Below are 26816 nucleotides of genomic sequence, written 5' to 3'. Positions count from 1 at the left end.
GGAGCCACCTTTTGTTGGGTATTTACTTTTTTGGCTCTCAATCTAGAAAATGATAAATCTGAAAATTTAAACAATATTTATGCAACACTAGTGATTATTTTCGATTAAATAATTGTTTATATATGTTGGATAATATCCTCTGGATTGTACATCCGAAAAGAATAAGGTTTTCCTATCCTGCGATAGAGCAGCAAACATATCTTCCGGTTTAGAGCTATAAGGATAGGTTAGCATTGAAGCAATCATACAGCCTATTTGGGAATCCGGGATAATTTCATGACCAGCTTTTACAGCAAGGCTACTTGCTAAAAATTGATGATGTGCAGCCTGATAAATTTCCTGTTCATTTTTTTGGTCACCTTCAAACAACAGCCCTCCACCTGTGAACGGTGCATGAAGAAGCACATTAATTTCATTAAAAGTCATCCAGTATTTTACTTTATCTTTATAGCAATTAAATACTGTTTTTGCATAACGTTCATAGAATTCGACAACTTTTCGATTTTTCCAGCCGCCATAATTTTTGACAAGTCCAAGCGGCATTTCATAGTGGGAAATCGTTATAACAGGCTCAATATTATACTTTCGTAATTCGTCGATAATATTTTCATAAAATTGAAGACCTTTTTCATTCGGCTCTAACTCATCTCCGTTTGGAAAAATCCGTGTCCAAGCAATCGAGAAACGAAATGCTTTAAAGCCCATTTCAGCAAAAAGCGCGATATCTTCTTTATATTTATGATAAAAATCAATACCCTCATGATATAAATTAAATTGACTCATTGAAAAATCAGGGGGACTCATGATTCCGTTTGGAGAAACATCTGCAGTCGACAGCCCTTTACTATCTTCTTGAAAGGCACCTTCCAACTGATTGGCAGCAACCGCACCGCCCCATAAAAATCCTTCAGGGAATTTTCTAGTTTGTTTACTCATTTATATCCACCTCTAAACATTTTTTTAACTTGATTTTTTAATAGCAAGATTAATCCACATCATCTGAATGAAATTATTAATAATCAAGACTTTCCCCGTTTGTCTCAATCACTTTTTTGTACCAGTAAAAGCTCTTCTTTTTGTATCTCTTTAATGATCCGTTGCCTTCATTATCTTTGTCGACATAAATATAGCCATAACGTTTTTTCATTTCGCCTGTTGACGCACTAACAATGTCGATAGGACCCCAGCTTGTATACCCGATAATCTCGACTCCATCTTTCATTGCTTCAGCCATTTGGGCGATATGTTTTTTTAGGTAATCAATCCGACAATCGTCATTAACCGTCCATTCAGGAGTCAATTCATCTACTGCACCTAGTCCGTTTTCAACGACGAACAACGGTTTTTGATAGCGGTCGTAAAGTTGATTTGCTGTAAGGCGGAAGCCTTTTGGATCAATTGTCCAGCCCCATTCTGACTTTTCTAAATAAGGGTTTTCAATAGAGCCAAAAACATTCCCGCTTGTGATATTCTTTAATACTTCAGGATCGGTACTTGTCGCCCTGCTTGAGTAATAGCTGAAACCTATATAATCAACCGTATGATTTTTCAAAAGCGCTTCATCTTCCTGCTCCATCTCAATTGTTAAATTATGATCTTTGAAAAAACGTTTGGCATATCCGGGATATTCGCCGCGTGCCTGAATGTCAATGAAGAAAAACGACTCCCGGTCATTTTCCATTGCTTCAAAAACATCTTCCGGATTACATGTATACGGATAGGTGGAACCTGCGGCTAGCATGCAGCCAATTTTTGCATTTGGTATGATTTCATGGCAAGCTTTCACCGCTAATGCACTTGCTACAAGCTGGTGATGGGCTGCTTGATATTGAATTTGTTTTTTATTGTCCCCTTCCTTGAAAGCAAGACCAGCACCTACAAAAGGCAAATGCAGAAGCATGTTAATTTCATTAAACGTCATCCAGTATTTCACTTTGTCCTTATATCTCTTAAAAATGGTCTTTGCGTAAGTTTCAAAAAGATGCACGAGCTTTCGGTTTCTCCAGCTTCCATAAGCTTCAACCAAGTGGACAGGTACATCAAAATGGGCGATAGTGACCACCGGCTGAATGCCGTTCTTCACTAATTCATTGAATAAATCATCATAAAACTGCAAGCCTGCTTCATTTGGTGATTTATCATCACCGTTTGGAAAAATTCTCGCCCAAGCAATGGAAACACGGAGCGCTTTAAAACCCATTTCCGCAAAGAGTGCAATATCCTCTTTGTAACGATGATAAAAGTCGATTGCTTCATGGGATGGATAAAATTCACCCTCAAAAGGACTCAAAGAATCAATGTTTCCTTTCATGATATCCCATCGCTTTTCACCAGTTGGCAATAGGTCAACGGTTGTTAATCCTTTTCCATTTGCTAAATAAGCTCCTTCAGCCTGATTGGCAGCAATAGCACCGCCCCATAAAAACCCTTTAGGAAATGATAAATTAGACATAATAAAACTCCTTTTCAGATAGTAATGAATGAACTTGAAGTGATGGCGTTGAATTAGAAAGGTTTCTAAAACGCCTCCTCAACTTGATGATTTAACTTGAGCTCGATCAAACGGTCACCGGTTTTTATTTGTTTTTCTTTAGTGGGCACTATATGCATGTACTTATCAGCATTTGTTACAACGATTGGTGTTGCCAAATTAAAACCTGCTTTTTTAATTTCGTTAAGATCGAATTCAATAAGCAATTGCCCTTTTTCAACGCGGTCTCCTTGAGAGGTTTGAGCAGAAAAGAATTTCCCTTCCAACTGTACGGTATCCATTCCTACATGAATTAGAATTTCTGCACCTTGATCAGTCGTTATTCCAATGGCATGTTTTGTAGGAAAAAGAGTTGTGACTGTACCAGAAGCTGGCGAATATAATTTCCCTTCGGATGGCTCAATGGCAATACCTCTCCCTAGTGCTCCAGATGCAAAAGCTGCATCTCTTATATCTGATAAAGGATTCGCTTCACCATTAAAAGGACTTGATATTATTTCGTTTTCAACACTGACTTCACGATCAGATTTTTTTGTTGGAACAGCTGCTTCTCTTGAAGATTCTGCGGATTTATTTCCTTTTCCTAATCCAAACAAATAGGTAAGGATAAAACCTAATACAAAAGAGACAAGAATCGCGATAATTGCGCCCCATAATCCAGCTGTGATACCTTCAGCCGGACTGATAAAATTTGCGAGGCCAAAGATTCCAAGGCCGCCGATGATGTAGCCATGTGTACCTGTTACTCCTAGGATAGCTCCTCCAATAGCTGAAGCAATACAGCTTATAATAAATGGTTTTTTCAAAGGAAGGGTAATCCCATAAATTGCTGGCTCTGTAACACCGAAAATACCAGAAATAAAGGCTGGAATACTAAGTGTTTTCAACTTTTGCTGTTTCGTTTTAGTCCAGATTCCAAGTACAGCCCCAATTTGTGCGAATGAAGCAGCAAACGTCAGAGCTAATATAGGATCTGCACCGTGTACTGCTATATTGTTAATCCCAATTGGAACAAGACCCCAATGAAGACCAAAGATAACGAATACTTGCCAGAAAGCCCCAATAAAAACACCTGCCACAAGCGGACTCAGATTATAGATCCAAAGAGTAGCTTGCCCTAAGAGCTGACCTGCCCATGTTGCAATTGGTCCAATAACCATGAATGTAATCGGTACAACGACAAGTAATGTTAAGAAAGGAACTAAGAATGTTTTAACAACGTCTGGAATAACTTTCTTAAACCTATACTCTACTTTCGCTCCAAAATAAGCTGCCAGTATAATTGGAATAACTGAAGAGGCATAACTCATTAAAATAACGGGAATTCCCAAGAATGTAATATGAATTGGTGATTCAAAAATCGTTCCTGCGAATAATGTATAAAGTGGTTCACCAGTTGATAGACCAGATAATGCTGGGTATACTAATGCTGCTCCGATTGCCATGCCAATAAAAGTACTTCCTCCGAATTTTTTACTAGCTGTATAGCCTAGAAAGATAGGGAAAAAATGAAATAAGGAATCTCCAACCGCATTTAATATTTGATATGTCCCTGAAGTAATGTCTAACCAGCCTATTGCTAAGAATAGGGCATTAAATCCTTTAATCATCCCTGTAGCAGCTAAAACACCAAGAATTGGTGTGAAAATACTAGAAATGATGTCTATAAAGCGGTTAAACAAACCCTGGTCTTTCTTATCATCAGCTTCTATTGGCGCTTGAGTATGAAACCCTCCAATTTCTACGACTGCTTTGTAAACATCAGGAACATGATTTCCGATGACAACTTGATATTGGCCGCCGCTTTTCATAACAGTGACGACGCCATCCATATTTTTTAGTACATCTGTATTCGCCTTTCCTTCATCTTTCAGCTTAAATCGCAAACGAGTAATACAATGAACTACACTGTTAACGTTTTCTTTTCCACCAACATTTTCAACAATGTCTTTTGCCAATTGCTCGTACCTCATTAATCTCCCCCGCTTTATTTATATTTTTTGACAAATAAAAAACCTAAGCCGAGCGAAGATACAAAAAGGAAAGACCTCTTGCATCTATTTCGCTCAACCCAGGTTTTGCCTGCCGGACAGTAACAATCCTATAGTGGAGTATTTTGATTCCATTCATATCTTGATGTGACACGGTGGATGTGTAAGGTTAAATAACTTAATTCATCTATCGAAACAGCACATTTATGTGTATTTTCTACATAAGCTGCTATCTTTTCACTACATATAAACGCTTTATGATATTGACGCTTAATTTGTTGAAAAAGAAAGTCATCTTCGTTATTTAGACTCGTTCTTTCCTTGCGAATAAGCCTCCAGGCGAAGAAACGCAAATGTGTTAAAAAACGTTCATAACTAATCGAGCTTTCATCAAGCTCCATTTTATAATGGTATTTGACAATACTTAATATGTCATTTACCATCTTTACTACCTGTACGGCTTCATCTTTCCTATCTCCTGACATTTGACTGTTGACGAGATGCAAAGCAATCGAAGCCGCCTCACTATCATCCATTCGAATCCCCGTTTCTTCCTCAATCATATCGAGTGCTTTTAAAGCTACATGATATTCATTTTTATAATATTTTTTAATTTCCCAAGTTAAGGCATTCGGCAGCTGCAAACCTTGCTTATGACGACTAATGGCAAAGCTCAAGTGGTCGGTCAGAGCAACGTACAAATAATCATCCAGACTGGCGCCAAGTCTAGATTTAGCATACGTAATAATGCGCTCTGATATCAAAAGGTACTTTTCCGAGATTTCCTCCAGCAGCTCTGCTAATTTATCGGAAATCCCTTGGTTCTCCAAGACAAATGTCTTCTCTACCTTTTCGTTATCGATTGCATCTCCAACCCTTCTTTGAAAGGCTAGTCCTCTTCCCATAACGACCATCTCTTGCTTATGTTCATTTTCGGTTAGTACAACATTGTTGTTGAACACTTTTATAATTTCCATTTGCCCTCGTCCTTGCCACAGATTTGATCAAGCTACAAAAAAAACCTAAATTTGCTCATAGAAATTCCATAATGGATACTTCTAAACAAATTTAGGTTTTGCCTGCTAAACAGTAACAATCCTAATTACTTGTTTTGATTGATTGAAAACGATTACTTTATTTTTATCATAGGCAAACTAGACTGTCAATAGATTTCAAAACAGAAAATTATTCATTCTTTTGTTGTCTAGTTATGATTTCGTTCCGTTCCCCACCGTCAGCAAGTTCTTCTGAAAATTCGTGATCCTCATCTTGATTGGTTGAAGCTAGTTTAGAGGACCGAATTTAGTTTAAGTAAGGTTGTTATTTGGTGCAGCGTCCTGGTTCATTTTTCTCATCCATCTCACCCTTTCTCTTTCGTTTAGTATGTAACTTTTTGGGAAAGGACATGCGGCTATTCGATAAATTCGTCATCACCTTGTAAAATACACCAAATGGCTTAGCAAAGCCTTTTTACAAACAGGCACCAAAATTCAAACGCATATTTTCATTCACACAGGTAACATTACTAGTTGTACGATCTAAACACATCCCTTAGGAGGTTTTCAGCATGGGCTTTTTTGATTTATTTAACGAAGAAGAAACTCAAAAGGAAACTCGAAAAAAGGTACGTAAAGTAGATCGCACTCCCGATACAGAATTTGCAGCAGAAGACGCACATCTTGATCTTCGTGAGGAAGAATTAGACATCGACAAACATCGGGTGGAGACGGGTGATGTGACGCTTCATAAGGACGTTGTTGAGGAAGAACAATCAGTGAATGTCCCGGTTTCACATGATCAAGTCGTCATAGAACAAAGAGCCATTGATCACGAACCAACAGATGAACCAATTACAGAAGAAGAAATGGTTCACATTCCAGTAACTGCTGAAAAAATTGATGTAGCAAAGCATACGGTCGTCACTGGTGAAGTCTCTGCTCATAAACGTTCGGTTCAGGAAACAGAACAAGTACGCGACGTACTTCGTAAAGAAGTTGCAGATGTTGAATCGCATGGTAATGCAGATATTATCAATGAGGACTAATTGTTCCCACCTACTTAACTTCTAGTTAAGTAGGTTTCTTTCCATCCTCTTTACATAAAAAATAACTTTAGGAGGTCCTATGGGAAAGTATATTATTATTGGTGGGATAATCGGTAGCATAATCGGTTGGGTAACAGGTTTTACGGTAGTAACAGGAGTCTTTTTGGGAGGAATCGTTGGCGGCATTAGTTATACTATGAAGGCAAGAAGGAACATCGACGGACTCTCTGAAAAAACAAATAAAAATAAAGAACAAACGCTTCAATTACGTGAAGAACTGCTGGATATAAAAAAAGAACGAGTACATATGGGTGAAGTAAAGGTTCATAAAGAAGTCGTCGAAGAACAGAAAACATTCACGGTTCCAATTAAGCGCGAAGAAATGGTAATAGAAGCAGGAAATGAGGAGGAACTTCGCATTCCTTTGAAAGAAGAAGAAGTTGAAATAAACAAACACCCTGTGCAAGTGAATGAAGTATCGGTTACAAAACGTCAAATAGAAGAAATGAAACAAATAAAGAAAAAGCTGAAAAAAGAAACAGCACACGTTGACGTTGCAGGTGATGCCGATGTCATAAAAAAGTCGCCATCTGAAACGAAGGTCTAAACCATAATTAATATTCTGTAAATAAATAGTCAAAAAAATACTCACTATTAGGAAGAATACAATTGAAATGATCAACCATACTTTTATGGAGTAAGGCAACGATTCGAGGATTGAGGTTAAGAAAATAATGGAAATAACACGTGTATAGCCAAAAGAAAAGCCCCCGACTGATATAGTCTGGGACTTCCTTTCAGTGATTCAATCTATAAAATCAGCGTCTATCTTGGTTTTGATTCCACAACATCTCCATTTTGATACACATCATAGAATCCGACCGTGCCAGTACCTCCGTCATCAATTAAATCTTGACTTTGTGCTTTCAAAGAATAAAATACTTTTCCATCTGAGTCCTTATGAAGCACACCATCGCTACTAAACACTAGATCATCATTATCTAGGGCTTCCTCTGCATAATCAATCGCTTTTTCTACGGAAAACAACTCTTCTTGATATTCATCAAGCAGTACAGTCCATGTATCAACACCAACAATCCCGTCTTGGGCCAACCCCTTTTCAGCTTGCAATTGACGAACTTGTTGGTCTGTGTGCGGACCAAAAATTCCATCAACTTCTGTTTCAAATCCAAAGTGATTTAACATCACTTGAATAAATTCAACTTCAAAACTTTGGCTCCCCTGTTTGACGATTGGCTGTTCTTCAGGTGGCCATTCTAATATCGCTTCATATCCTGCTGGTATTTCTGATTCTGATAGTTGAACCGATTTATTTTCTGAGGCTGCGTCTGCGGTTTGAAAGGGGAGTGGCGCAGCCACAAGTGCAACCGCGGGTATTACTGCTAACCATTTCTTTTTCAACATAATCTCCTCCTAAAATAATTATAGACTCTTGGCATTCGCAGAGGAAGATGAGACAAGGAATTCCTTGTCGAATCCTTTTTGTTATCCTCCGCGGACAGCCCGTACGATTTACCGTTGTATCGGCGTCGACACGTTTTCCTGGCATGATGCGGTCAGTTTGGTCACGAGCGCGGTTGAATTCAACTAACGAAAATGGTTTTCATATCAATTCCTTTTAGAGCTTTTTTAAGTCTATTGTCCCTTTCTTAGCTCGACCACCTCCACCACCTTCTAATTCCGAGAGGTGATAATTGAATACTTAACTATACCCTTTGAAAAATGTGTAAAACTCTTTTGGTAAATATTCCTTTTCTTTTACAACTCCAACGATAACATCATTATCGGTGAAAACGCCAAAATGGATTTTTATCAAATTATTTCAAGGGATAATAAAATTCAAAACCTTATAATCTTAAACTTAAGTTAAAATCATGTTTATACCTGATTGAAAATCTTCTGTAAGGTTCACATATACCTCCTGAAAGCTAAAAACCAGTGTCTAAAGTTAAAACACTGGTTTCTCTATTTCTATTTATCTCGGTAAGGCAAAGGTTAGAGTTTTTCCTTTGAATAAATCTTTTCCATCCTCGCCAACAAAAGGACCGAATTCTAAATCAAACGTTTTAAATAATTCGAATTCATCTTTTCTAAACATGAAAACATGATACTTTTCTCCTTGTTCTCCTGCATTAATCTCTTTTGGTTCAGAAGGTTCAACCATTCCTTGTGCAAATATATTACCACGATCATTATCAAGAACCACTTTTGAATCGATATTCCGCATGCTGAGCGGTGCATCTGATTGGTTATCAAGATCTAATTTTACTGTTAATGCGACAATTCCATTATCACCAAAATTGCTAAAGCGCACTTTATTTGCTTCTGTAGGTGTTACTTCTGCATATTGTACGCCTTCAAGTGTTACTTTTATATGATCCAATTGTTGAGTTTCATTGATGTCTGTTTTCTCAAAGATCATTGTTTTATCTGCCATATTACCTGTCGTTAGCTGATCTGGATAGAACTTTGTAGCGTTTGCTGTCGCTTCTTGTTGCTCACCACTGAATGTAAAATCAAAGATGCCTTTTTCTTGATTACTGCCTGAATACTGCTTATTATCAGCTACGCCACCACCGATAACGAATTTAGGTTTAACAGTTTTCAAAGAATCAAATTGTGCATTGGTTAAGGTAAAAGAGACTAATCCACTAACTTTTTCACCAGCTGCCCATTTAGATATTTCTGTTTCTATTTTCGATTTTGGTTGTTCTTCTCGAACAAATGCTATGTCAGTAAGAATGTAATCAAGTTCATTGCTTAGTTGTATTGTAAAATTCGGAGAATAATACATTGCTTTTTCTGTTGTATTATCAATCGTGACTTTCGCCGTTACAACATATCCTTCTGTTTGATCGTCAAACTCAATATAAAAATCTTTATTCATGTCTGTTACTTTTACAATTTGATACTGGTCCACACTAACTTTAAAACCATCCATATCATGAGAATATTTAGGCTTTTTATTTGTATAAACAACTTCTACATTTCCTTGTGATTCCTCTGCAATATTAGGGTTTAATACTTCATTATCGCCCTGGGATGCAGATGTTTCCTCTACTTTTTCAGTTGTCTCTTTTTTGGCACTTGTTTCCTCTGTTTTCAGCTTTGGATCTTCTTTTTTTGATCCCGAAGCTTCTTCCTCATTTCCGCATGCTACCATTAATAGCATAGTAGAAATCATAGTTGTCCATAAAATTTTTATTTTCCCCACGTTTTCACAACCTTCTCTCTTATGTAGTTCCTAACAAAATCTCCTTTATTCGCCGATTTGTTCAGCATACCATTGGTTCGGAAATTCAAATTCAGCCATTAAGATTCCTTTTTCATAATCTCTTGATTGTTCAGTACCAACATCATTACGAAAAGTTGCGGGTTGTTCATTTGTTAAAGTTTAGCAAAATGTTTGCAATTAGCGTTTTCCATTAAAAATAGCAAGGGGAGTAAATCACTCAAACCCTTGCTATCCTTGACTTTCATTACGCGCTCGGAGGGATTCGAACCCCCGGCAGACGTGGTACCGGAAACCACCGCTCTATCCAACTGAGCTACGAGCGCACGATTATTAAATTTGTAAGCTGACAAAAGGTCAGTAGCGTTATTATACGACAAAAGCAAGGCAAGTTTCAAGTGGAAATTTGTACATTCGTTATTTCTTCAATTGGTGGATAACTTTTATTTACAAACAGCTCGCTCACTCTATCGCTACCTGATTAAATATTTTTTCTAATTTCTTCATTTTTCTTGCTTGAAGTCCCTTTGATTATAAAGATTACAAAATGATGCATCTGCTTTTCCTGAAGTTTACAGCCTGCCGCTTTAGTTTACCCAAAGATATTAGCCGCTTACAACGTTTATTAGCCGTTTCTCCCTAGATACTGGCCGTTACTCAAATTTTATTGTCCGATTCATAAAATTTACTGTCCGTTTCGGCAATTTTTCTGTCCGGATATGACATTTATTTGCTTGTAGACCCCTTTATTAGAGCTGCTGCAACTTTTATTGGCCGGCTTTCTCCATTTACTATCCCAAAAATTTATTGTCCGATTCATAAAATTTATTGTCCGTTTCGGCAATTTTTCTGTCCGGATATGACATTTATTTGCTTGTAGACCCCTTTATTAAAGCCGCTTACAACATTCATTAGCCGCCTTCCCCCAGTTAATGGCCAATGGACGTACTTTTTCAATTTTATTTTTCTTATTTAAAGGATTTATTGTCCTTATCTTCGAATTTATTATTTATAAGTGACTTTGTTGACGCCTACGTTCATTTATTGATGATACCTTTTCTATGATGAGCCGTTTTACACAAAATTTTATCGCCAAACCCTCTCTAGTTTGAGATTTAAAGCATTTGGGTAACATGATTCATGTATACTGTTAATTGTACGTAGAATATAAGAGGCGTTTTGTTTGACCTTTATTGACCATAGTTGTATGATGAGAGTACATAAGATTTCAATTCTTTTAAGCAAAGAAACAAAGGAGGATGTAAGATGAATTTAATTCCTACAGTTATTGAGCAAACAAACCGAGGAGAGCGCGCATATGATATTTACTCTCGTTTGTTAAAAGACCGTATTATTATGTTAGGCAGTGCCATTGATGACAATGTTGCAAACTCTATTGTAGCACAGCTTTTATTCTTGGATGCGGAAGACCCTGAAAAAGATATTTCTTTATACATTAACAGTCCCGGCGGTTCAATCACGGCTGGTATGGCGATTTATGATACAATGCAATTTATTAAGTCTGATGTATCAACTATTTGCACAGGGATGGCTGCATCCATGGGTGCTTTCTTACTTGCAGCAGGTGAAAAAGGCAAACGATTTGCTCTTCCAAACAGTGAAGTTATGATTCACCAACCTCTTGGTGGAGCTCAAGGTCAAGCGACAGATATTGATATTGCAGCAAAACGTATTTTGTTCCTTCGTGATAAATTGAACCAAATTTTATCAGAACGTACAGGACAGCCGCTTGAAGTGATTCAAAGAGATACGGATCGTGATAACTTTATGACAGCTGAGCGTGCGTTAGATTACGGTCTTATTGATAAAGTTGTTACTCGAAAACCTGCTGAAGATAAGGAATAACCCAAACGGTAAAGCCGATGTTACATTAGGTAGCATCGGCTTTTTCCATTTTTATTGAAATTAAAATTTTTAAACCTGTAAACATCCAATTCCTAACTATTCTGCTCCTAATACATACCTACTAGCTCAAGATTGGTTTGAATTTCGACTCATTTGGTGGATAAATTTATAGCGATCCCCTCTATAAGCCGACCGTACGAATTCGTACGGAGTGCCATCCTTCAAGAAGGATGTTCTGAGGATAAGAAGAATTGGTGCTCCTTTCTCAACTTCCAGCAGTTTTGATTCTGATTCTCTTGCGGTAGAGGCTTCAAGCTGCTGTGTTGCTTGATCTATTTCCAGCTTCAAATGGCCTTCTATGTATTGATAGAGAGATCGATTGATGATCTCATCTGTTAACCCTTTTATCAGGTTGGCCGGCAAGTAAGTCGTTTCTAGTGCCATCGGGATATCGTCTGCTAGTCGAACTCGTTTTACTTCATAAACAGGGGTATGGACCGGTACATCCAATTGACTTGCAACGCTTTCAATCGCAGGAATGATTTCAAAATGAACCAGTTTATTACTTGGTTTCATTCCTCTCTCCTGCATATCTTCTGTAAAGCTGGTTAACCCTTGGAGCTTTTGTTCAACTTTCTTTTTGCTGACAAAGGTGCCTCTCCCTTTTTGGCGAACTAAAAACCCATCATTCACGAGATTATTAAGTGCTTGTCTGACAGTCATTCTGCTGACGCCAAATTTTTCAGCATATTCTCGTTCCGATGGAATCGCGTCGTCCGGAAGTAAAAAGCCATTTTCAATTTTTGCTTTAATTTGCTCTTCTATTTGATGATAAATCGGGATAGGCGAGTTTTTATCAATAATCATTTCAGAAAATCCTTTCTATTCACCCGTATCTAGTGCAATCTGTAACTGTTTGATTAAATTTTACTACAATGTTTCCCCTTTGTGAAAATAAATGAGACCATAGTCTATTATTTCTTCAATATAATTGTTAAATATGCTACCTTTTTGATTTTTGAAAAGCCAAATTTAAATGACCATTATATTTTTGAAGCAAATTCTTAACCTGTTCGCCTTTCGAGCCTGATTGTAGTTTAATATCGCCGCTTTTGTATGATGATTTTCTCTTCAAGTGCTTTTTTTTGCTTCTTCCTTTGGGACTCCAGTTGCAGCAACGACAATACCAACAGTCCGAAGCTTCAGCTTTTCATTTCTTTGCTCAATATTGCTTATGTATATTTATTAATATGAACTCCTTTTTAATAGGAATTTTTGAGCTGCACCTATGCAATCATTTACTCTTCATCAGGAGGTAGATTGATCTTTGTCACTTGCCGTAATCCTTTCCTTATAGCTGGAGGAGGCATCCTTGATACCCTCCCTTAGGCTGCTTTTCTGCTAAAGAACAAAATAACTTAAAGTACCTTCCAAGGTAAATGCACTAATATGGAGAATAGAGGCAATCGCTCATAATCCGATTGCCTCTATAGCAAATCAACCTCTTAGAAAAAAGTCTAACTTACAAAATACCTTATATATCTTTTGCCATGTCCTCTTTAAACCCAAAAGAATACGTAAAGATAAAACCAAAAATGTATGCAATGAGCAGTCCTAATAAATAAAGCACAATTTGATGGGTATGGACTAAGAATACAAGCGGAATACCAGAGACACCAATTGCAATCGTAGCAATTTTAAAGAACGCTTGAAAGGCACCGCCTACAGCAGCTCCAAGACATGCAGTAAGGAACGGTCTTCCTAGCGGGAGAGTTACCCCGAAGATCAACGGCTCCCCGATTCCCAAAATTCCAACTGGCAATCCGCCTTTAATAACCTTTCGCAGCTTTTGATTTTTAGTTTTTAAGTAAATGGCGAAAGCTGCACCAACCTGACCGGCACCACCCATAGCAAGGATTGGGAGCAGCGGATCATCGCCGATTGAATTAATTAACTCCATATGAACAGGTGTCAACCCTTGGTGTAAACCTGTAACAACTAACGGCAGGAAGGTTCCGGCAAGCACCAAGCCTGCTAAAACCCCGCCTATATCGAGGACTCCAAGCAGCCCTTTTGTGATCAGATCTGAAATAAATCCGCCTACTGGCTGCAAGATTAAGAGAGTCGCAAATCCAGTGATTAATAAAGATAAAGTAGGAGTAATAATAATATCAACAGAGGAAGGAACAACTTTTCGAATGCGTTTCTCTAACCAGGCAATAAACACACCTGCAAGCATAACTCCGACTAAACCGCCGCGGCCGGGAACTAATGCTTCTCCGAACAATTCAATATTAGCAAGTCCAGGGTTAATTAGAATAATACCAGCAGCCCCGCCAAGTGCAGGGGATCCGCCAAATTCTTTTGCCGTGTTAATCCCTACAAATACAGCTAAGTAGCCGAATAATCCCCAGCCAATTAGATCCAAAATCTGAACAAAGGTCGCTTCAGGGTTAGCTCCTGATCGGATGATGATATTAGTAATTCCCGCAATTAACCCTGAAGCAACGATTGCTGGGATCAGCGGGATAAAAATACTAGCAATTTTTCTTAAAAATAATTTAAATGGTGTAGCATTCTTCTGTTTCAGGTCAGACTTTGTTCGCTGTGCTAACTGTTCTAAAGGATTCAACTCATCTTCTTCCTGCACATCCAATGACTTTGCCAAAACTCCTGTCAGATTTTCCATTTCATTCGCTACTTTTGTCACTATTCCGGGTCCTAAGATGATTTGAAGTGTTTCTTCCTCTACTACCCCCATGACCCCATCAATTTGCTTCAATTCTGCCAGATTAACATTAGCGGAGTTAATTGGTGTTATTCTTAATCTGGTCATACAATGGGCTAAGCCGTAAATATTTTCTTTTCCCCCAAGCTTTTCGAGAATTTCATGAGCCAATCTCTGTTCATTGCTCATTTCGTCTCCCTCCCTATGGTCATCATTTTATGAAAACGCTTCCAAAAACTATACCATTTGACAGTATAGTTGTCTATACAACATATTCCTCGCTATCTATAATTATGCTTGTTTTTTTGGAAAAAGCTGCTGACGACTTGGCTGGGATGAGTCCTTGAAATGGGGGAGATTAAAAACAACGAAAACGCAAGGCCTAGAACCAAAAAGCCCAGAGCGCAAGGCCTTCGGCGACAAGCACAAGGCGAGCCGGCATGAAGATTGTTCTTTAACATTCTTGACAGATTGGCTTATGACCTAATGGCCGATGGCGCCTGGAGTATGAAAAGCACCAAGCATTTCAGGACTAAATGCTTGGTGCTTTGTATTTTTATGCTTCCTGCTGAACATATGCCACTAGCGCTTTTAAGGCTTCATTTTCGTCAGGACCGTCGGTTATGAGTGTAATTTCACTGCCTGATCCAACAGCTATGCTCATTAAGCCCATGATGCTTTTTGCGTTTACCTTTTTTCCATCCTTTTCTAAAAAAATGTCAGATGAAAACCGGTTGGCTTCTTGTACAAACAAAGCGGCAGGGCGTGCTTGCAAACCAGTTTTTAACAGTACTTCAACTTTTTGTTCGACCATCTTTTCTCCTCTTTTCTTGTAAGTGTATGAAATTATTTTAATGATACTTGTTGTCCTGATCTTAGTTTTTCAGCGATTTCGTCCAGCTTACGCAGACGATGATTAATTCCTGATTTACTGATTGTGCCGGTGGAGACCATTTCTCCTAATTCTTTTAAGGTTATATCCTGATACTCAACGCGGAGTCTTGCGATTTCTTTTAACTTATCCGGCAGCACGTCTAATCCAATTTTGCCGTCTATGTACCGAATGTTTTCGACTTGGCGAAGGGCGGCACCAATCGTTTTATTTAAATTAGCCGTTTCACAGTTTACTAAACGGTTCACAGAGTTTCTCATATCCCGGACAATTCGCACGTCTTCAAATCTGAGCAAGGATTGATGTGCACCAATAATATTTAGGAATTCAGCTATTTTTTCTGCTTCTTTTAAATACGTGATAAACCCCTTTTTCCTTTCAAGCGTCTTGCTGTTTAACTGGAAAGTGTTCAGCAGCTCACTTAGAGAATCATTATGCTCTTTATAAAGAGAGAAGATTTCTAAATGGTAGGAAGATGTTTCTGGGTTGTTGACAGACCCGCCTGCCAGAAAGGCCCCTCTCATATAGGATCGGCGGCAGCATTTCTTTTTGATTAAGTCCTTCGAAATCTCTCTAACAAACGTAAAGTTCTCACCAAGAATTTTTAAGTCTTCTAGGATTTCTTTTGATTTTTCAACTAGACGAACGATATACACGTTATTTTTCTTTAGACGCATTTTTTTTCTAACTAAAAGCTCTACTGATACATCATATTGCTTTTTTAACAGCGTATAAATTCTGCGGGCAATAGCAGCGTTTTCAGTTTGAATATCCAAGACAAGTTTACGATTAGAAAAAGATAAGGAGCCATTCATGCGGATGAGTGCAGACAATTCCGCTTTTAAACAACAAGGTTTTAATTCAATCGTGGTGAGCTCTTTTTTTGTCTCCGAAGCAAAAGACATTTCTGCACCCCCTTTATATCTACTCTTTCTTCTGGTTCAGAAGTTGATAGAGAAGCTTAGCCACTTTCGCCGTATCATGGCGGATGACATCGTTCTCATATGAAATGATCTCATCAGAGATTACTTCAAGGCCAAGGGCATCTAGTTCCTCGACATCATAGTGAACCGGTTTTGCAAGCTCTTCAGCGTACAACGATTTTATATAATCTGGAATTTCTTCATGATTCACAAGAATCGTGTCAATAAATAAACAATTCATGTGATTATTTAAAGCCTTGACATGATCACTGGCTGAGTAATTCAACGTTTCTCCAGCCTGAGTCATGACATTACAAATATATACTTTCTTTGCCCTTGACCTGCAAACCTCTTCCCCTATTTTAGGGACTAACAAATTCGGCAGAATGCTCGTATAAAGGCTTCCAGGTCCAATTATTATTAAGTCAGCCTGCTGGATGACTTCGATTGCTTCAGGAAGAGGCTCAATTTTTTTTGGAGAAAGAAAAACCCGCTTAATCCGTTTTCCTGAATAAGGAATTTTCGATTCACCTGAAACAACCGTCCCGTCTTCCATTTCGGCATGCAAAACAACACTTCTATTAGCAGCAGGCAATACTTTGCCTCTTACATTTAATACTTTACTCATCTCAGTAATAGCATGGACAAAATCACCAGTAATATTTGTCATCGCAGCTAATATTAGATTACCTAACGAATGACCTGTTAAACTATTTCCTTTGTTAAAACGGTGTTGGAATAATTCTTCTACTAATGGTTCTACATCCGAAAGAGCTGCTAATACATTGCGAATATCTCCAGGAGGAGGGATTTTCAATTCGTTCCGAAGCCTGCCGGAGCTTCCCCCATCATCAGCAACGGTAACAATTGCAGTAATATCAAGAGGATAATGCTTTAAACCTCTTAATAATACCGAAAGTCCTGTTCCGCCGCCAATAATGACTACTTTAGGTTGAGAACTGCTCACCACAGCTATTTCCTGCTCCGCCTTTCAATATCCCGGTGGGAAACATGTGTATTATAGTCTTTTGTAAAATGCTTGGCAATGTATTCAGCAAGTGTAACGGAACGATGCTGACCTCCTGTACATCCGATCGCAATAACAAGCTGACTCTTTCCTTCCCGTTTATAATAAGGAAGCATGAAAGCCAGTAAATCTGTTACTTTCTCTAAAAATTTCTGTGTTTCATTCCATTTGAGAACATACGATGAAACCTCTTCATCTAACCCTGTTTGCGGACGCATATAATCAATATAATGAGGATTTGGTAAGAAACGCACATCATAGACAAGGTCAGCATCAATTGGTAAGCCGTATTTAAAACCAAAGGAGACTACATTTACACTGAAAGTGTGCTCTTCATTTGTGGCAAAGTGCTTTAAAATTTTGTCACGCAATTCTCGTGGTTTTAGTTCTGACGTATCATAAATTAACTGCGCCCTGCCTTTTAACTCCTCAAGCAACTCGCGTTCCATTTTGATCCCTTCGAGGGGCAAACCTGTTGTAGCAAGGGGATGAGACCGACGTGTTTCTTTATAGCGTGTAACGAGTGTAGAATCCTTAGCATCTAAAAATAAGATTCTCGGTGTGATCCAAGCCTTCTCAGAAATATCATCCAATGCTTGAAAAAGACTGTCGAAAAACTCTCGGCCGCGCAGGTCCATAACTAGTGCTACCTTGTTCATTTTTGACCCTGATTCCTTCATGAGCTCCAAAAATTTAGGAAGAAGTGTAGGCGGCAAGTTATCCACACAAAAGTAGCCCAAATCTTCAAAACTTTGAATGGCTACCGTTTTACCTGCACCAGACATCCCTGTAATAATCACCATTTGTGTATCTTGAATGGATTCTGTACTCATTGTTAACCTCCCTTTTCAGGTGGATTCCTTCTAATTAAATTATTACACAAAAGAAGGAAACTTCCTTTATGTTTTATTAGATTTTCAAAATATGTGATAAAGTGTTTATCCACAGACAGAGACTTTACTGTGGATCAAGTCGATAAGAGAGCAACTCGAATTCGGGAGTATAGACAAATGTTCCGTAAATGAGCCCAGACCCTTTTAGCATATAATCTAAAATATGATAATCACCTGGTGCCATAGGGAGGCTCTGAATGTCTTCTTTATTGTGCCATTTAAGTTTCCCTTCCTCTGATTCATTCACGTTTTCACCAGTGAATTCAGACGCAAAAAACGTAAACATCATCCATTCCGATATAATTTTATCCTCATCCCTAATCAGGATTGTAAAAACCCCTTTGATTTCTGGATTTTTCAAATATATGCCTGTTTCCTCTCGATATTCCCGAATGACAGACTCCTTTATCGTTTCGCCTTGTTCCATCTTCCCGCCAGGAGCTACCCACCAGCCTCGCCTAGGCTTTTGGAGTAATAACGCTTGGTCATCTTTTATTAATAAACAGTTTGTGACTCTTTGCACTTATGTTCACCCCGTTCTGGTAACGTCCAATATGTATTCACTTTATTATACTATTAAGGGACAAGGGTCACAAATAGAAGGTGCTATTGGATACTAAGCATGAACTTTGTTGTTTAAGTAAGGCTGATTAATCGTAGGCAATACAATCTCAATTGTGGTTCCTACGTTTAATTCACTTGATATTTTCAGCTCTCCATTGTGACTTTCAACGATTTTGAAGCAAGTCATTAATCCTAGTCCTGTTCCCTTTTCTTTAGTGGTGTAGAAAGGTTCTCCAAGACTAGGTATCCGCTCTTTCGGAATACCTGACCCTTGGTCTATGAAAAAAATAGAGATTTTTCCCGTTTCTGCCTTTACCTTTAGCTCGATGACACCACCATTTGGCATCGCTTCAATTGCATTTTTTAAAATATTGATAAAAACTTGTTTAAGCTGATTCTCTTCACATGATATCATGGGAACGTCTCGTTCAATATCAACAATTATTTGAACATTCGTCATGATCGATTGGGTGTTTATGAGTGTAACGACATCATGAATCAAGCTTCTTACATCTTTTTCCTTAAAAACAGAAGCTGATGGTTTTGCAAGCACAAGAAATTCTTCCACAATTAGATTAATCCTGTCCAATTCTGTTAAAACAATAGTAAAGTACTCTTCCTTTTTAATATTCGCACGAAATAACTGAATAAAGCCTTTTATTGATGTTAATGGATTTCTAATTTCATGTGCAATTCCCGCCGCCATTTGTCCTACAAGAGCCAGTTTATCCGACTTTTGCAGGAGACGATCTGTCTGTTCTCTTCTGTCTGTTATATCTCTTCCAATGGTTAAGGTCGCTTCCTTACCAGAATACATAATCCTCATTGAAGACACTTCAAAAAAGATTATTTTTCCGTCGAGCCGTCTAATTTTATGTTCAATGCTCATAAGTGGCTTTTTTGTTTTTTGGGCTTGCTTTATTCGTTCTGCTGCGCGCTCTTTATATTCTGGAATGATAAACTCATAAACTGAACAATTGATCAGATCATTTTTATCTTGAGCGCACATCATTTCTACTGCAGCCTTGTTAACATATAAAATTTGATGCTGATGATGGATGACGACCGCCTCGGGCAACGACTCGATTAATTGTTTATAGCTTTCTTCACTCTCTTTTCTTTCCTTCCCATAAAACTGAACTTTATCGTATTGCCAGCCAACAATCCATGCGATTGTAGTTGCAATGATAAAGTCAATCCATTCTTTTTGAAAAGGAGAATCAAAAACCAATATTTGGATGGACGTAAAAACAATTGAAATCATGACTAATACAATTTGACCCGTTTTTTTCATTGGAAATCCCTCTTTATTGCTCAATTTTGAGTTCCCTTATTACCTTTGTCCTAGAAAACCATAGTAATTATTTCGATTCCAAGGTAGAAACTCCTTCTTTCCGGACTCATTATAGGAACTAATCAAATAGAATCGAATTAACGAATGGAGACTAATTAAGGAACCAATTCCCGAACTGACGGGTCAACTCTGACAGCAGAGAAAAAACATTTTTGAGCAAAAAAAAGGAGCACGGGAAAGGGCGCCCGTACTCAAAGTAATTCTATTTATAAAAGGGGGTCAATTACTATTCATATAGTACCTCATAATTGTTTCACCCATGTTACAGTGAAGTTAAAACACAATTACGTTTGTGTAAACGAAAATCCGACAAATTTCGGGGATTATTTAACCGCCTTTAACTTTTCCTGCAGTTCTTCTACATAATGCTGTGCGGCTTGTGCGGCAATACTTCCGTCGCCTGTTGCCGTCACAATTTGACGCAATGATTTCTCGCGGATATCTCCCGCTGCAAAAATCCCTGGTACCTTCGTTTCCATGTTTTCATTTGTTTCGATGTATCCATTTACATTTGTTATATTTAATCCCTCAAATGGTTTGGATAACGGCACCATACCAATATAAATAAATGTTCCGTCTGTGTTAAATTCAGTTTCCTCTTCTGTTAAAGTGTCAACAAGGGTTACAGAACCAACTTTTCCGTCTTTTTCATGGATTTCCTTCACAGTATGATTCCAGATAAAATCTATTTTATCATTATCAAAGGCACGTTGTTGAAGGATTTTTTGAGCACGAAGCTCATCACGGCGATGGACAATCGTTACCTTTGAAGCAAAGCGGGTTAGATAAACACCTTCTTCAACGGCAGAGTCTCCTCCGCCAACTACAACTAATTCTTTGCCCTTAAAGAATGCACCGTCACAAACCGCACAATATGATACGCCGCGGCCGCCAAGCTCTTTTTCACCAGGAACATTCAACTTCTTGTATTCAGCGCCAGTAGAAATAATTACAGAACGGCCTTTATATTCTTTTCCGCCTGCTTTTATTGTTTTATATTCTTCTCCATCGATCACTTCTTTTATATCACCGTAAGCATACTCAGCACCAAACTTCTTTGCATGGTCAAACATTTTCGTCGATAGCTCTGGTCCTAAAATATGATCAAATCCCGGATAGTTCTCAACATCTTCTGTATTGGCCATTTGACCGCCTGGTACGCCGCGCTCAATCATCAATGTTGAAAGATTTGCACGGGAAGTATAAACTGCTGCTGTCATTCCTGCAGGTCCGGCTCCTATTATAATCACATCATAAATTTTTTCTTCACTCATTGGTTCAAACACTCCTTTAAGGCAATCTTTCCACTTTCTATCTTTAAGTATTTCTAATAATATAATTCCTTACTCTATCCTATTAAATATAGGACTGATATGCTATTAATTTGCTCATAACCTGGATAATTATCGGTTTTTCTTATGTCCTATTTCACCTGGCATCAGGACGAATCTTGTCTAGTTAATTTCTCCGCCTCAGCTTAAAAGCTTTGCCATATAATATTCATCCGCAAATACTCCATTGATTTTCAAAGAATGATGCTTTATTCCTTCTACTTCAAATCCCATCTTTTGATAAAGTGCTATACCGGCTTGATTTTCGTTTACTACCGTCAGCTCGAGCCGATGCACATTTTGCTCCTTCGCCCATTTTTCCATCTGCATAAACAGATTAGTTCCAATACCTTGCCTGGAAAACTCAGACAAGATGCCAATTGCTATGTAAACACAATGTCTGTTTTTCTTTAATTGGCCTCCGATTGCAAACAAATAGCCAACAATCTTATTATGAATGTCAGCTACGAAAATTTCAGAGTTCTCTTGCTCCTTTATCGACTTAATGCGCTGTTTTAATTGCCTATTTGTCGTCTTTCTTTCATTCGCTTCCAATAGCATATAATCAGATTGCTTTTCAACTTTTTTCATTGTCTGTAATAAAGCTTCTGTATCTTCCATCCTCACTCTTCTAACAGCCACGAACTATCTCCCCTTCAAATATATTTTACAAGGCTCCTTTCGCTATTACAGAGAAAAATGGCGAAACCTCAATGTGGATTTCGCCATTTACATTAAATCTCGAATAATCTTTTCGTATTTCGATAAAGTTGAAGATGAAATTGTGTACATATCAGCGATGCTTGCTTTTGTGACCGAATTACGTTGGTTTTTTTCCCAAATATAATGAACGGCGGCAGCCCATGCCCGGTAATTTTTTAATGGGAACCCTGCTTCTTTCCCTTTTTCGATAACTTGGAAGAAAAACAAATACAATTCCTCTTTTTGAATAGATTGTAGACCATGCTTATATAGGGTTTCAGCTGCAGAATAAGCACATGCACCTTCTGTACGTCCAGATTGAAAGCCAAGCGCATAAGAAATAAATTCTTTTTCAAACATATCTTTTGGTTTAAATTCAGAAATTTTCTCAAGCTTTTTCATTTGAGAAGCAAAAAAGATGGAGGCAAGCCGCTCTTCTATTGTTAACTGATCAAAGAAATCCTGCTCAAGTTCTTGCCATGGTTCAGTCCCTTGTTTTGATGGGTTTAATTCAACAACTTTATTCCAAAGCATTTTTGCAAAGTCTTCGTGCCCTATATAATATGCGGAATGGGAAAGCCAGTAATAAAACGTGTCGTCCCCCTCAAAACCTAATCGGTACAACGATTTAAGCCATTTATAAGCTTGAGGATAACGCCCGACTAATGCAAACGTTGCTCCGAGCTTGTAACGATGCTCAAAAAGAATAGGATGAACAGCTGAAAGATTTTTTGTTAATTCGTCCACCTTGTCGTCCTGTTTTTCATAATAATAAAAAACAATCAGGTTACAAAGTGCATGAAGGTTGCCCGGACTCCTATCCAGAACAATTTCTAAGTAATCCTTCGCTTTTTCCACATCCCCTAAATAAAAATAGGCAAGGGAGAGATTGTTATAAGCAGACCAAAATTCCGGGTATTCTTTTATAATTTTTTGAAGCTGTTCAATCGCCTCATCTAACTTCCCTTTTTCCAATAAGGATTTTGCTTCATCCTGTTTGACAATTAAGTCATCCTGGTCGTAACAGCCATCCTCGTTTTCTTCACCTTCTATTGATAGAAGTTCAAGCAAATCTGCATTGTCCTCAGCGAACTCGCCATTAGGTTCAACCTCCGCATATTTCGTTGCATATTTATATGCTTCATGAAACAGACCTAAATGTGCATAATTATTGGCTATAAAATAATGACAATCTGTCATTTCTGCTTCCACTTGTTCTAGTATATATGTTAAAAGTTCATTGGATTGTTGATATTGACCCATTTCCGTATAAATGACAGCAAGCCCAGAAAGCATCATTGGATTATCTGGTTCAAGAGTAACAGCACGCTGAAGCAGTTTGCTTGCTCTAGTTAAATTCTGTTGTCTATAGGCTTTCAAGCCTCTCTTGTAAAAATATTGGCCGTCTTGAAAAAGGTGGACAACCTGTGCTTTTTGCTGTCTTTCTGATAATTGTTTTCCCACGGAAATCCTCCATTTCTAATTTCACACCGTAAAAGTATAACATAATACCAGCTGTCCTCAATATACTCATGAGCAAAATCCAATTGAAAATTAAAAAAAATCGCAAAAAACACATCTTTTCTACTATGCCTTTTCATGAGAAAAGCGCAAGCGCCTTGGTCAGCCTAGGGCAAGCATAAGACGCAAATGAAATGAAGGTGTTCTTTACCTTCATTTCATTTGTGGCTTATGACCTCAGGCGGGCTAGGCGCTGGAGCTAGACACGAAAACTTGGTACAAAACCTTATACTTTCTTATCTTTTAAGCAAAGAGCAAGGCGCGAGTTCTTCGGCGACAAGCACTCGGGCGAGCTTCACAGAAAGGTGTTTTTCCCTTTCTGTGAAGCTTGGCCCTGAGACCTCAGGCGGGCTAGGCGCTCCAGCTAGACAACAACCATTCTCTTTAACACGTTAATACTTTAACTAACTTAAACCTTCTGAACCTACTAAAAAGGGGTACCAGGTACTCGCAGTTCTTGGAACCGCGGGTACCTGGTACCCTTTTTATAACCCTATTTATGACGTTCTTCAAGCACACTTATGACTTCATCAAGCGGAAGTCTTTGTTCTCTTAATAGGACGAGAAGATGGAACAATAGGTCTGCTGCTTCCCACTTTAATTCTTCTGGGTCGCGGTTTTTTGCAGCGATGATTACTTCTGATGCTTCTTCGCCTACCTTTTTAAGGATCTTGTCGACACCTTTTTCAAATAAATAAGTAACATAAGAGCCTTCTGGGCGTTCTGCTTCACGTTCTGCAATGATCGCTTCAAGCTTAGGAATCATCTCAAATCGGTCTTGCTTTATAGCAGTTTTCATTTCCTGCTCAAAGCCGCTTTCTGCAAAACAACTATAAGAGCCTGTATGGCATGCAGGTCCAGCTGGTTCAACAAGAACTAAAAGGGCATCCTTGTCACAATCAAAGCGGATATTTACTACTTTTTGGGTGTTTCCAGAAGTAGCTCCCTTGTGCCAAAGCTCTTTTCGGGAACGGCTGTAAAACCATGTTTCTTTTGTTTCTATTGTCTTTTGCAATGATTCTTCATTCATGTAAGCAAGAGTCAGCACTTCTTTACTCTGTGCATCTTGAACGATGGCAGGGATTAATCCTTTTTCGTCAAATTTCACTGTTTCAATCATCTCATGTTCACTCCCTGCTCTTTTAAATAATGTTTCACTTCTTTTACAGAGGTTTCTTTATAATGGAAAATAGAAGCTGCAAGGGCCGCATCTGCCTTGCCATCTTGAAATGCATCATAAAAATGCCCAGCATTGCCCGCTCCGCCGGAGGCAATGACAGGGACGGAAACGGCTTCGCTCACTGTGCGAGTTAACCTGTTGTCAAACCCTGCTTTGCTTCCGTCGCCATCCATGCTCGTTAATAATATTTCCCCTGCCCCTCGAAAGACGGCTTCTTTCGCCCAATCTGTTACTTCCCATTCTGTCGGTTTTCTGCCGCCATGTGTATAAACACGCCAACCATGAAGCGTTTCATCATATTTGGCATCAATTGCAACGACGATGCATTGTGTACCAAAGAATGACGCCCCCTCTGTAATAAGCTCTGGGTTCATGACGGCTGCAGTGTTCAGAGAAACCTTGTCAGCACCCGCTCTTAAAATCCTTTTCATATCTTCTAAAGAATTAATTCCTCCGCCTACGGTAAAAGGGATTGCCAAAGCTGCTGCTACTTTCTCTACAACTTCTACCATCGTTTTTCGGCCTTCATGTGAAGCAGATATATCCAAAAACACAAGCTCATCTGCTCCTTCTTTGTCATAAAAGGCTGCAAGCTTCACAGGATCTCCTGCATCTCTCAGTTCAACAAATTGAATACCTTTAACCACTCTGCCTTCTTTCACATCGAGGCATGGAATAATCCGTTTTGTAATCATTGCTTTGCCACCTCTTTAATCGCCTCAGAAAGTTCAAACTGTTTTGTATAAAGAGCTTTTCCAACAATCGCCCCTTGTACTCCTTGCTGTTGATAAGCAGCAAGAGCTTTAAGATCTTCTAAAGAACTGACGCCACCGGAAGCGATCACTTCCTTTCCAGTTGCTTCTGCCATTTGCACAACAGCTTCTACATTTGGTCCTGAAAGCATTCCATCTGTCGCAATATCAGTAAAAATGAAAACTTCTGCGCCTGCAGCTGCAAGCTCCTGACCTAGTTCAGTCGCCTTCACTTCAGAAGTATTTAACCATCCTTCTGTCGAAACATATCCATCTTTAGCATCGATCCCGATCGCGATTTTCTCTTTATAGATTGAAAGCATTTTTTTGACAAAGGATGGATTCGAAATGGCAGAGCTTCCTAAAATGACACGGTCAACGCCATTGTTTAAATAGAAATCCACATCCTCTTCTGACCTTATACCTCCGCCAATTTGGACTTTAGCATCTACTTTTTTTGCCACTTCAAGAACAAATTGATCGTTTACTCTTTTTCCGGCTTTCGCTCCATCAAGGTCAACCATGTGAATCCACTCGGCTCCCGCGTCTGCAAACAGCTTGGCCATTTCAAAAGGAGAATCTCCGTAAATTGTTTCTTTATCATAATCTCCTTGAATGAGACGCACACATTTCCCGTTTCTCATATCAATGGCTGGATAAATGGTAAAAGATTTTGTCATCGGTTTACATTCCCTTCTACGATTGCTGCAAAGTTACGTAAAATATTAATCCCTGTTTCACTGCTCTTTTCCGGATGAAATTGTGTTCCGAAGACATTTTCCCGTCCAACCACAGCAGGAACCTCCACCCCATAAGTTGAGCTTGCTAACAGCTCGCTTCGATCTTCACCATTAACATAATAAGAATGAACAAAGTAGGCATAATCCTCTGTTTTCCCTTCAAAAAGGAAATGCTGCTGATTATAGTTTAGAGAGTTCCAACCCATGTGAGGGACTTTCAGGCTCTCATCCCCTCTTGGAAGGAGTGTCACCTTTCCCTTTAATAATCCAAGACCTTTTGTCAATCCGTTTTCTTCGCTCTCTTCATACAGCAATTGCATTCCAAGACAAATTCCCAATAATGGCTTTCCTGACGCTGCTTGTTCTTTTATAAATGAAGTGAGATTGGTTTCATTTAAACTATTCATCGCATCTTTAAAAGAACCGACTCCAGGTAATATGTACCCGTCTGCTTTTTCCAGTAATGTAACATCCCCAGAAAGAAAATAGTCGATTTCCAGCCGTTCCAATGCCTTACTGACGCTATATAAATTGCCCATACCATAATCAATTATGCCGATCATT

23 protein-coding genes, 1 tRNA gene and 1 pseudogene are annotated in these 26816 nt (G+C 38.6%); 3 read left to right on the top strand and 22 right to left on the bottom strand.

Features of this window, described 5'->3' with window-relative positions:
* Positions 1-93: 93 nt before the first annotated feature.
* From IC621_RS14710 to licT, 4 genes and pseudogenes are all read right to left on the bottom strand, one after another.
* Positions 94-936: pseudogene (locus IC621_RS14710) on the bottom strand (glycoside hydrolase family 1 protein); the annotation flags it as partial.
* Positions 937-1012: 76 nt separating this feature from the next.
* Entirely contained in the window at positions 1013-2452 is a 1440-nt protein-coding gene (locus IC621_RS14705) for a 6-phospho-beta-glucosidase (RefSeq protein ID WP_191159075.1), read from the bottom strand.
* 65 nt (positions 2453-2517) lie between these two features.
* Positions 2518-4464 (bottom strand): beta-glucoside-specific PTS transporter subunit IIABC, encoded by a 1947-nt coding sequence (locus IC621_RS14700; protein WP_191159074.1) that lies wholly within the window; start codon positions 4462-4464, stop codon positions 2518-2520.
* A 128-nt stretch (positions 4465-4592) separates the two neighbouring features.
* Complete coding sequence (gene licT / locus IC621_RS14695) at positions 4593-5459, bottom strand: BglG family transcription antiterminator LicT (protein WP_191159073.1); 867 nt, start codon at positions 5457-5459, stop codon at positions 4593-4595.
* Positions 5460-6049: 590 nt separating this feature from the next.
* Here licT and IC621_RS14690 point away from each other — a divergent pair.
* Together IC621_RS14690 and IC621_RS14685 are read left to right on the top strand one after the other, a co-directional pair.
* Positions 6050-6526, top strand: coding sequence for a YsnF/AvaK domain-containing protein (locus IC621_RS14690; RefSeq protein WP_191159072.1), 477 nt, complete (start codon positions 6050-6052; stop codon positions 6524-6526).
* A gap of 79 nt (positions 6527-6605) precedes the next feature.
* Complete coding sequence (locus IC621_RS14685) at positions 6606-7133, top strand: YsnF/AvaK domain-containing protein (protein WP_191159071.1); 528 nt, start codon at positions 6606-6608, stop codon at positions 7131-7133.
* A gap of 218 nt (positions 7134-7351) precedes the next feature.
* Here IC621_RS14685 and IC621_RS14680 read toward each other — a convergent pair whose 3' ends face one another.
* From IC621_RS14680 to IC621_RS14670, 3 genes are all read right to left on the bottom strand, one after another.
* On the bottom strand, positions 7352-7948 hold the full coding sequence (locus IC621_RS14680) for a peptidoglycan-binding domain-containing protein (protein WP_191159070.1): 597 nt from the start codon (positions 7946-7948) through the stop codon (positions 7352-7354).
* 574 nt (positions 7949-8522) lie between these two features.
* Positions 8523-9761 carry a DUF5068 domain-containing protein gene (locus IC621_RS14675; RefSeq protein ID WP_318153047.1) on the bottom strand — a complete coding sequence of 413 codons (1239 nt, stop codon included), beginning with the start codon at positions 9759-9761 and terminating at the stop codon, positions 8523-8525.
* A 268-nt stretch (positions 9762-10029) separates the two neighbouring features.
* Positions 10030-10105: transfer RNA gene (locus IC621_RS14670), tRNA-Arg, on the bottom strand.
* 940 nt (positions 10106-11045) lie between these two features.
* On the opposite strand from IC621_RS14670, the gene clpP reads away from it, so the two are divergent.
* Positions 11046-11645 (top strand): ATP-dependent Clp endopeptidase proteolytic subunit ClpP, encoded by a 600-nt coding sequence (gene clpP, locus IC621_RS14665; protein ID WP_191159069.1) that lies wholly within the window; start codon positions 11046-11048, stop codon positions 11643-11645.
* Between the two features lie 126 nt (positions 11646-11771).
* Here the strand turns inward: clpP and IC621_RS14660 are convergent, their stop codons facing one another.
* From IC621_RS14660 to hisH, 15 genes are all read right to left on the bottom strand, one after another.
* Positions 11772-12509, bottom strand: a complete 738-nt coding sequence (locus IC621_RS14660) for a GntR family transcriptional regulator (RefSeq protein WP_318153050.1) — start codon at positions 12507-12509, stop codon at positions 11772-11774.
* A 670-nt stretch (positions 12510-13179) separates the two neighbouring features.
* A complete protein-coding gene (locus tag IC621_RS14655) occupies positions 13180-14562 on the bottom strand; it encodes a PTS transporter subunit EIIC (protein ID WP_191159067.1) in 1383 nt (460 codons plus the stop codon).
* 367 nt (positions 14563-14929) lie between these two features.
* Positions 14930-15187 (bottom strand): HPr family phosphocarrier protein, encoded by a 258-nt coding sequence (locus IC621_RS14650; protein ID WP_191159066.1) that lies wholly within the window; start codon positions 15185-15187, stop codon positions 14930-14932.
* 32 nt (positions 15188-15219) lie between these two features.
* Positions 15220-16170 carry a DNA-binding protein WhiA gene (whiA, locus tag IC621_RS14645; protein ID WP_191159065.1) on the bottom strand — a complete coding sequence of 317 codons (951 nt, stop codon included), beginning with the start codon at positions 16168-16170 and terminating at the stop codon, positions 15220-15222.
* Between the two features lie 19 nt (positions 16171-16189).
* Positions 16190-17155, bottom strand: a complete 966-nt coding sequence (locus IC621_RS14640; RefSeq protein ID WP_191159064.1) for a gluconeogenesis factor YvcK family protein — start codon at positions 17153-17155, stop codon at positions 16190-16192.
* Positions 17156-17160: 5 nt separating this feature from the next.
* A complete protein-coding gene (rapZ, locus tag IC621_RS14635; RefSeq protein ID WP_191159063.1) occupies positions 17161-18048 on the bottom strand; it encodes an RNase adapter RapZ in 888 nt (295 codons plus the stop codon).
* Positions 18049-18172: 124 nt separating this feature from the next.
* The gene (locus IC621_RS14630; protein WP_191159062.1) at positions 18173-18631 is read right to left on the bottom strand and encodes an 8-oxo-dGTP diphosphatase; all 459 of its coding nucleotides are present in this window, start codon (positions 18629-18631) and stop codon (positions 18173-18175) included.
* A 93-nt stretch (positions 18632-18724) separates the two neighbouring features.
* On the bottom strand, positions 18725-19966 hold the full coding sequence (locus tag IC621_RS14625; protein ID WP_191159061.1) for an ATP-binding protein: 1242 nt from the start codon (positions 19964-19966) through the stop codon (positions 18725-18727).
* A 383-nt stretch (positions 19967-20349) separates the two neighbouring features.
* Positions 20350-21312 carry a thioredoxin-disulfide reductase gene (gene trxB, locus IC621_RS14620; protein WP_318153046.1) on the bottom strand — a complete coding sequence of 321 codons (963 nt, stop codon included), beginning with the start codon at positions 21310-21312 and terminating at the stop codon, positions 20350-20352.
* A 186-nt stretch (positions 21313-21498) separates the two neighbouring features.
* Positions 21499-21999 (bottom strand): GNAT family N-acetyltransferase, encoded by a 501-nt coding sequence (locus IC621_RS14615; protein WP_191159059.1) that lies wholly within the window; start codon positions 21997-21999, stop codon positions 21499-21501.
* An 87-nt stretch (positions 22000-22086) separates the two neighbouring features.
* Complete coding sequence (locus tag IC621_RS14610) at positions 22087-23523, bottom strand: tetratricopeptide repeat protein (RefSeq protein ID WP_191159058.1); 1437 nt, start codon at positions 23521-23523, stop codon at positions 22087-22089.
* A 550-nt stretch (positions 23524-24073) separates the two neighbouring features.
* Positions 24074-24700, bottom strand: a complete 627-nt coding sequence (gene hisIE / locus IC621_RS14605; protein ID WP_191159057.1) for a bifunctional phosphoribosyl-AMP cyclohydrolase/phosphoribosyl-ATP diphosphatase HisIE — start codon at positions 24698-24700, stop codon at positions 24074-24076.
* Positions 24697-25455, bottom strand: coding sequence for an imidazole glycerol phosphate synthase subunit HisF (hisF, locus tag IC621_RS14600; RefSeq protein WP_191159056.1), 759 nt, complete (start codon positions 25453-25455; stop codon positions 24697-24699). The genes hisIE and hisF overlap by 4 nt, the downstream gene beginning before the upstream one ends.
* Positions 25452-26192, bottom strand: a complete 741-nt coding sequence (gene hisA / locus IC621_RS14595; protein ID WP_191159055.1) for a 1-(5-phosphoribosyl)-5-[(5-phosphoribosylamino)methylideneamino]imidazole-4-carboxamide isomerase — start codon at positions 26190-26192, stop codon at positions 25452-25454. The genes hisF and hisA overlap by 4 nt, the downstream gene beginning before the upstream one ends.
* Entirely contained in the window at positions 26189-26815 is a 627-nt protein-coding gene (hisH, locus tag IC621_RS14590; RefSeq protein ID WP_191159054.1) for an imidazole glycerol phosphate synthase subunit HisH, read from the bottom strand. Before hisH ends, hisA begins: the two co-directional genes overlap by 4 nt.
* Position 26816: the final 1 nt, after the last annotated feature.

This window comes from Metabacillus arenae (assembly GCF_014773385.1).
In the GTDB taxonomy this organism is placed as follows: Bacteria; Bacillota; Bacilli; order Bacillales; family Bacillaceae; genus Metabacillus_D; species Metabacillus_D arenae.
Note: the sequence above shows the minus strand (reverse complement) of the source record. Positions and strands in the feature narration are given on the sequence as shown.

What these genes read in the sequence shown, in the direction of transcription:
- IC621_RS14705 (WP_191159075.1), bottom strand. Translation starts at nt 2,452, where the DNA reads ATGTCTAATTTATCATTTCCTAAAGGGTTTTTATGGGGCGGTGCTATT.
- IC621_RS14700 (WP_191159074.1), bottom strand. Translation starts at nt 4,464, where the DNA reads ATGAGGTACGAGCAATTGGCAAAAGACATTGTTGAAAATGTTGGTGGA.
- licT (WP_191159073.1), bottom strand. Translation starts at nt 5,459, where the DNA reads ATGGAAATTATAAAAGTGTTCAACAACAATGTTGTACTAACCGAAAAT.
- IC621_RS14690 (WP_191159072.1), top strand. Translation starts at nt 6,050, where the DNA reads ATGGGCTTTTTTGATTTATTTAACGAAGAAGAAACTCAAAAGGAAACT.
- IC621_RS14685 (WP_191159071.1), top strand. Translation starts at nt 6,606, where the DNA reads ATGGGAAAGTATATTATTATTGGTGGGATAATCGGTAGCATAATCGGT.
- clpP (WP_191159069.1), top strand. Translation starts at nt 11,046, where the DNA reads ATGAATTTAATTCCTACAGTTATTGAGCAAACAAACCGAGGAGAGCGC.
- IC621_RS14655 (WP_191159067.1), bottom strand. Translation starts at nt 14,562, where the DNA reads ATGAGCAATGAACAGAGATTGGCTCATGAAATTCTCGAAAAGCTTGGG.
- IC621_RS14650 (WP_191159066.1), bottom strand. Translation starts at nt 15,187, where the DNA reads ATGGTCGAACAAAAAGTTGAAGTACTGTTAAAAACTGGTTTGCAAGCA.
- whiA (WP_191159065.1), bottom strand. Translation starts at nt 16,170, where the DNA reads ATGTCTTTTGCTTCGGAGACAAAAAAAGAGCTCACCACGATTGAATTA.
- rapZ (WP_191159063.1), bottom strand. Translation starts at nt 18,048, where the DNA reads ATGAGTACAGAATCCATTCAAGATACACAAATGGTGATTATTACAGGG.
- IC621_RS14625 (WP_191159061.1), bottom strand. Translation starts at nt 19,966, where the DNA reads ATGAAAAAAACGGGTCAAATTGTATTAGTCATGATTTCAATTGTTTTT.
- hisIE (WP_191159057.1), bottom strand. Translation starts at nt 24,700, where the DNA reads ATGATTGAAACAGTGAAATTTGACGAAAAAGGATTAATCCCTGCCATC.
- hisF (WP_191159056.1), bottom strand. Translation starts at nt 25,455, where the DNA reads ATGATTACAAAACGGATTATTCCATGCCTCGATGTGAAAGAAGGCAGA.
- hisA (WP_191159055.1), bottom strand. Translation starts at nt 26,192, where the DNA reads ATGACAAAATCTTTTACCATTTATCCAGCCATTGATATGAGAAACGGG.
- hisH (WP_191159054.1), bottom strand. Translation starts at nt 26,815, where the DNA reads ATGATCGGCATAATTGATTATGGTATGGGCAATTTATATAGCGTCAGT.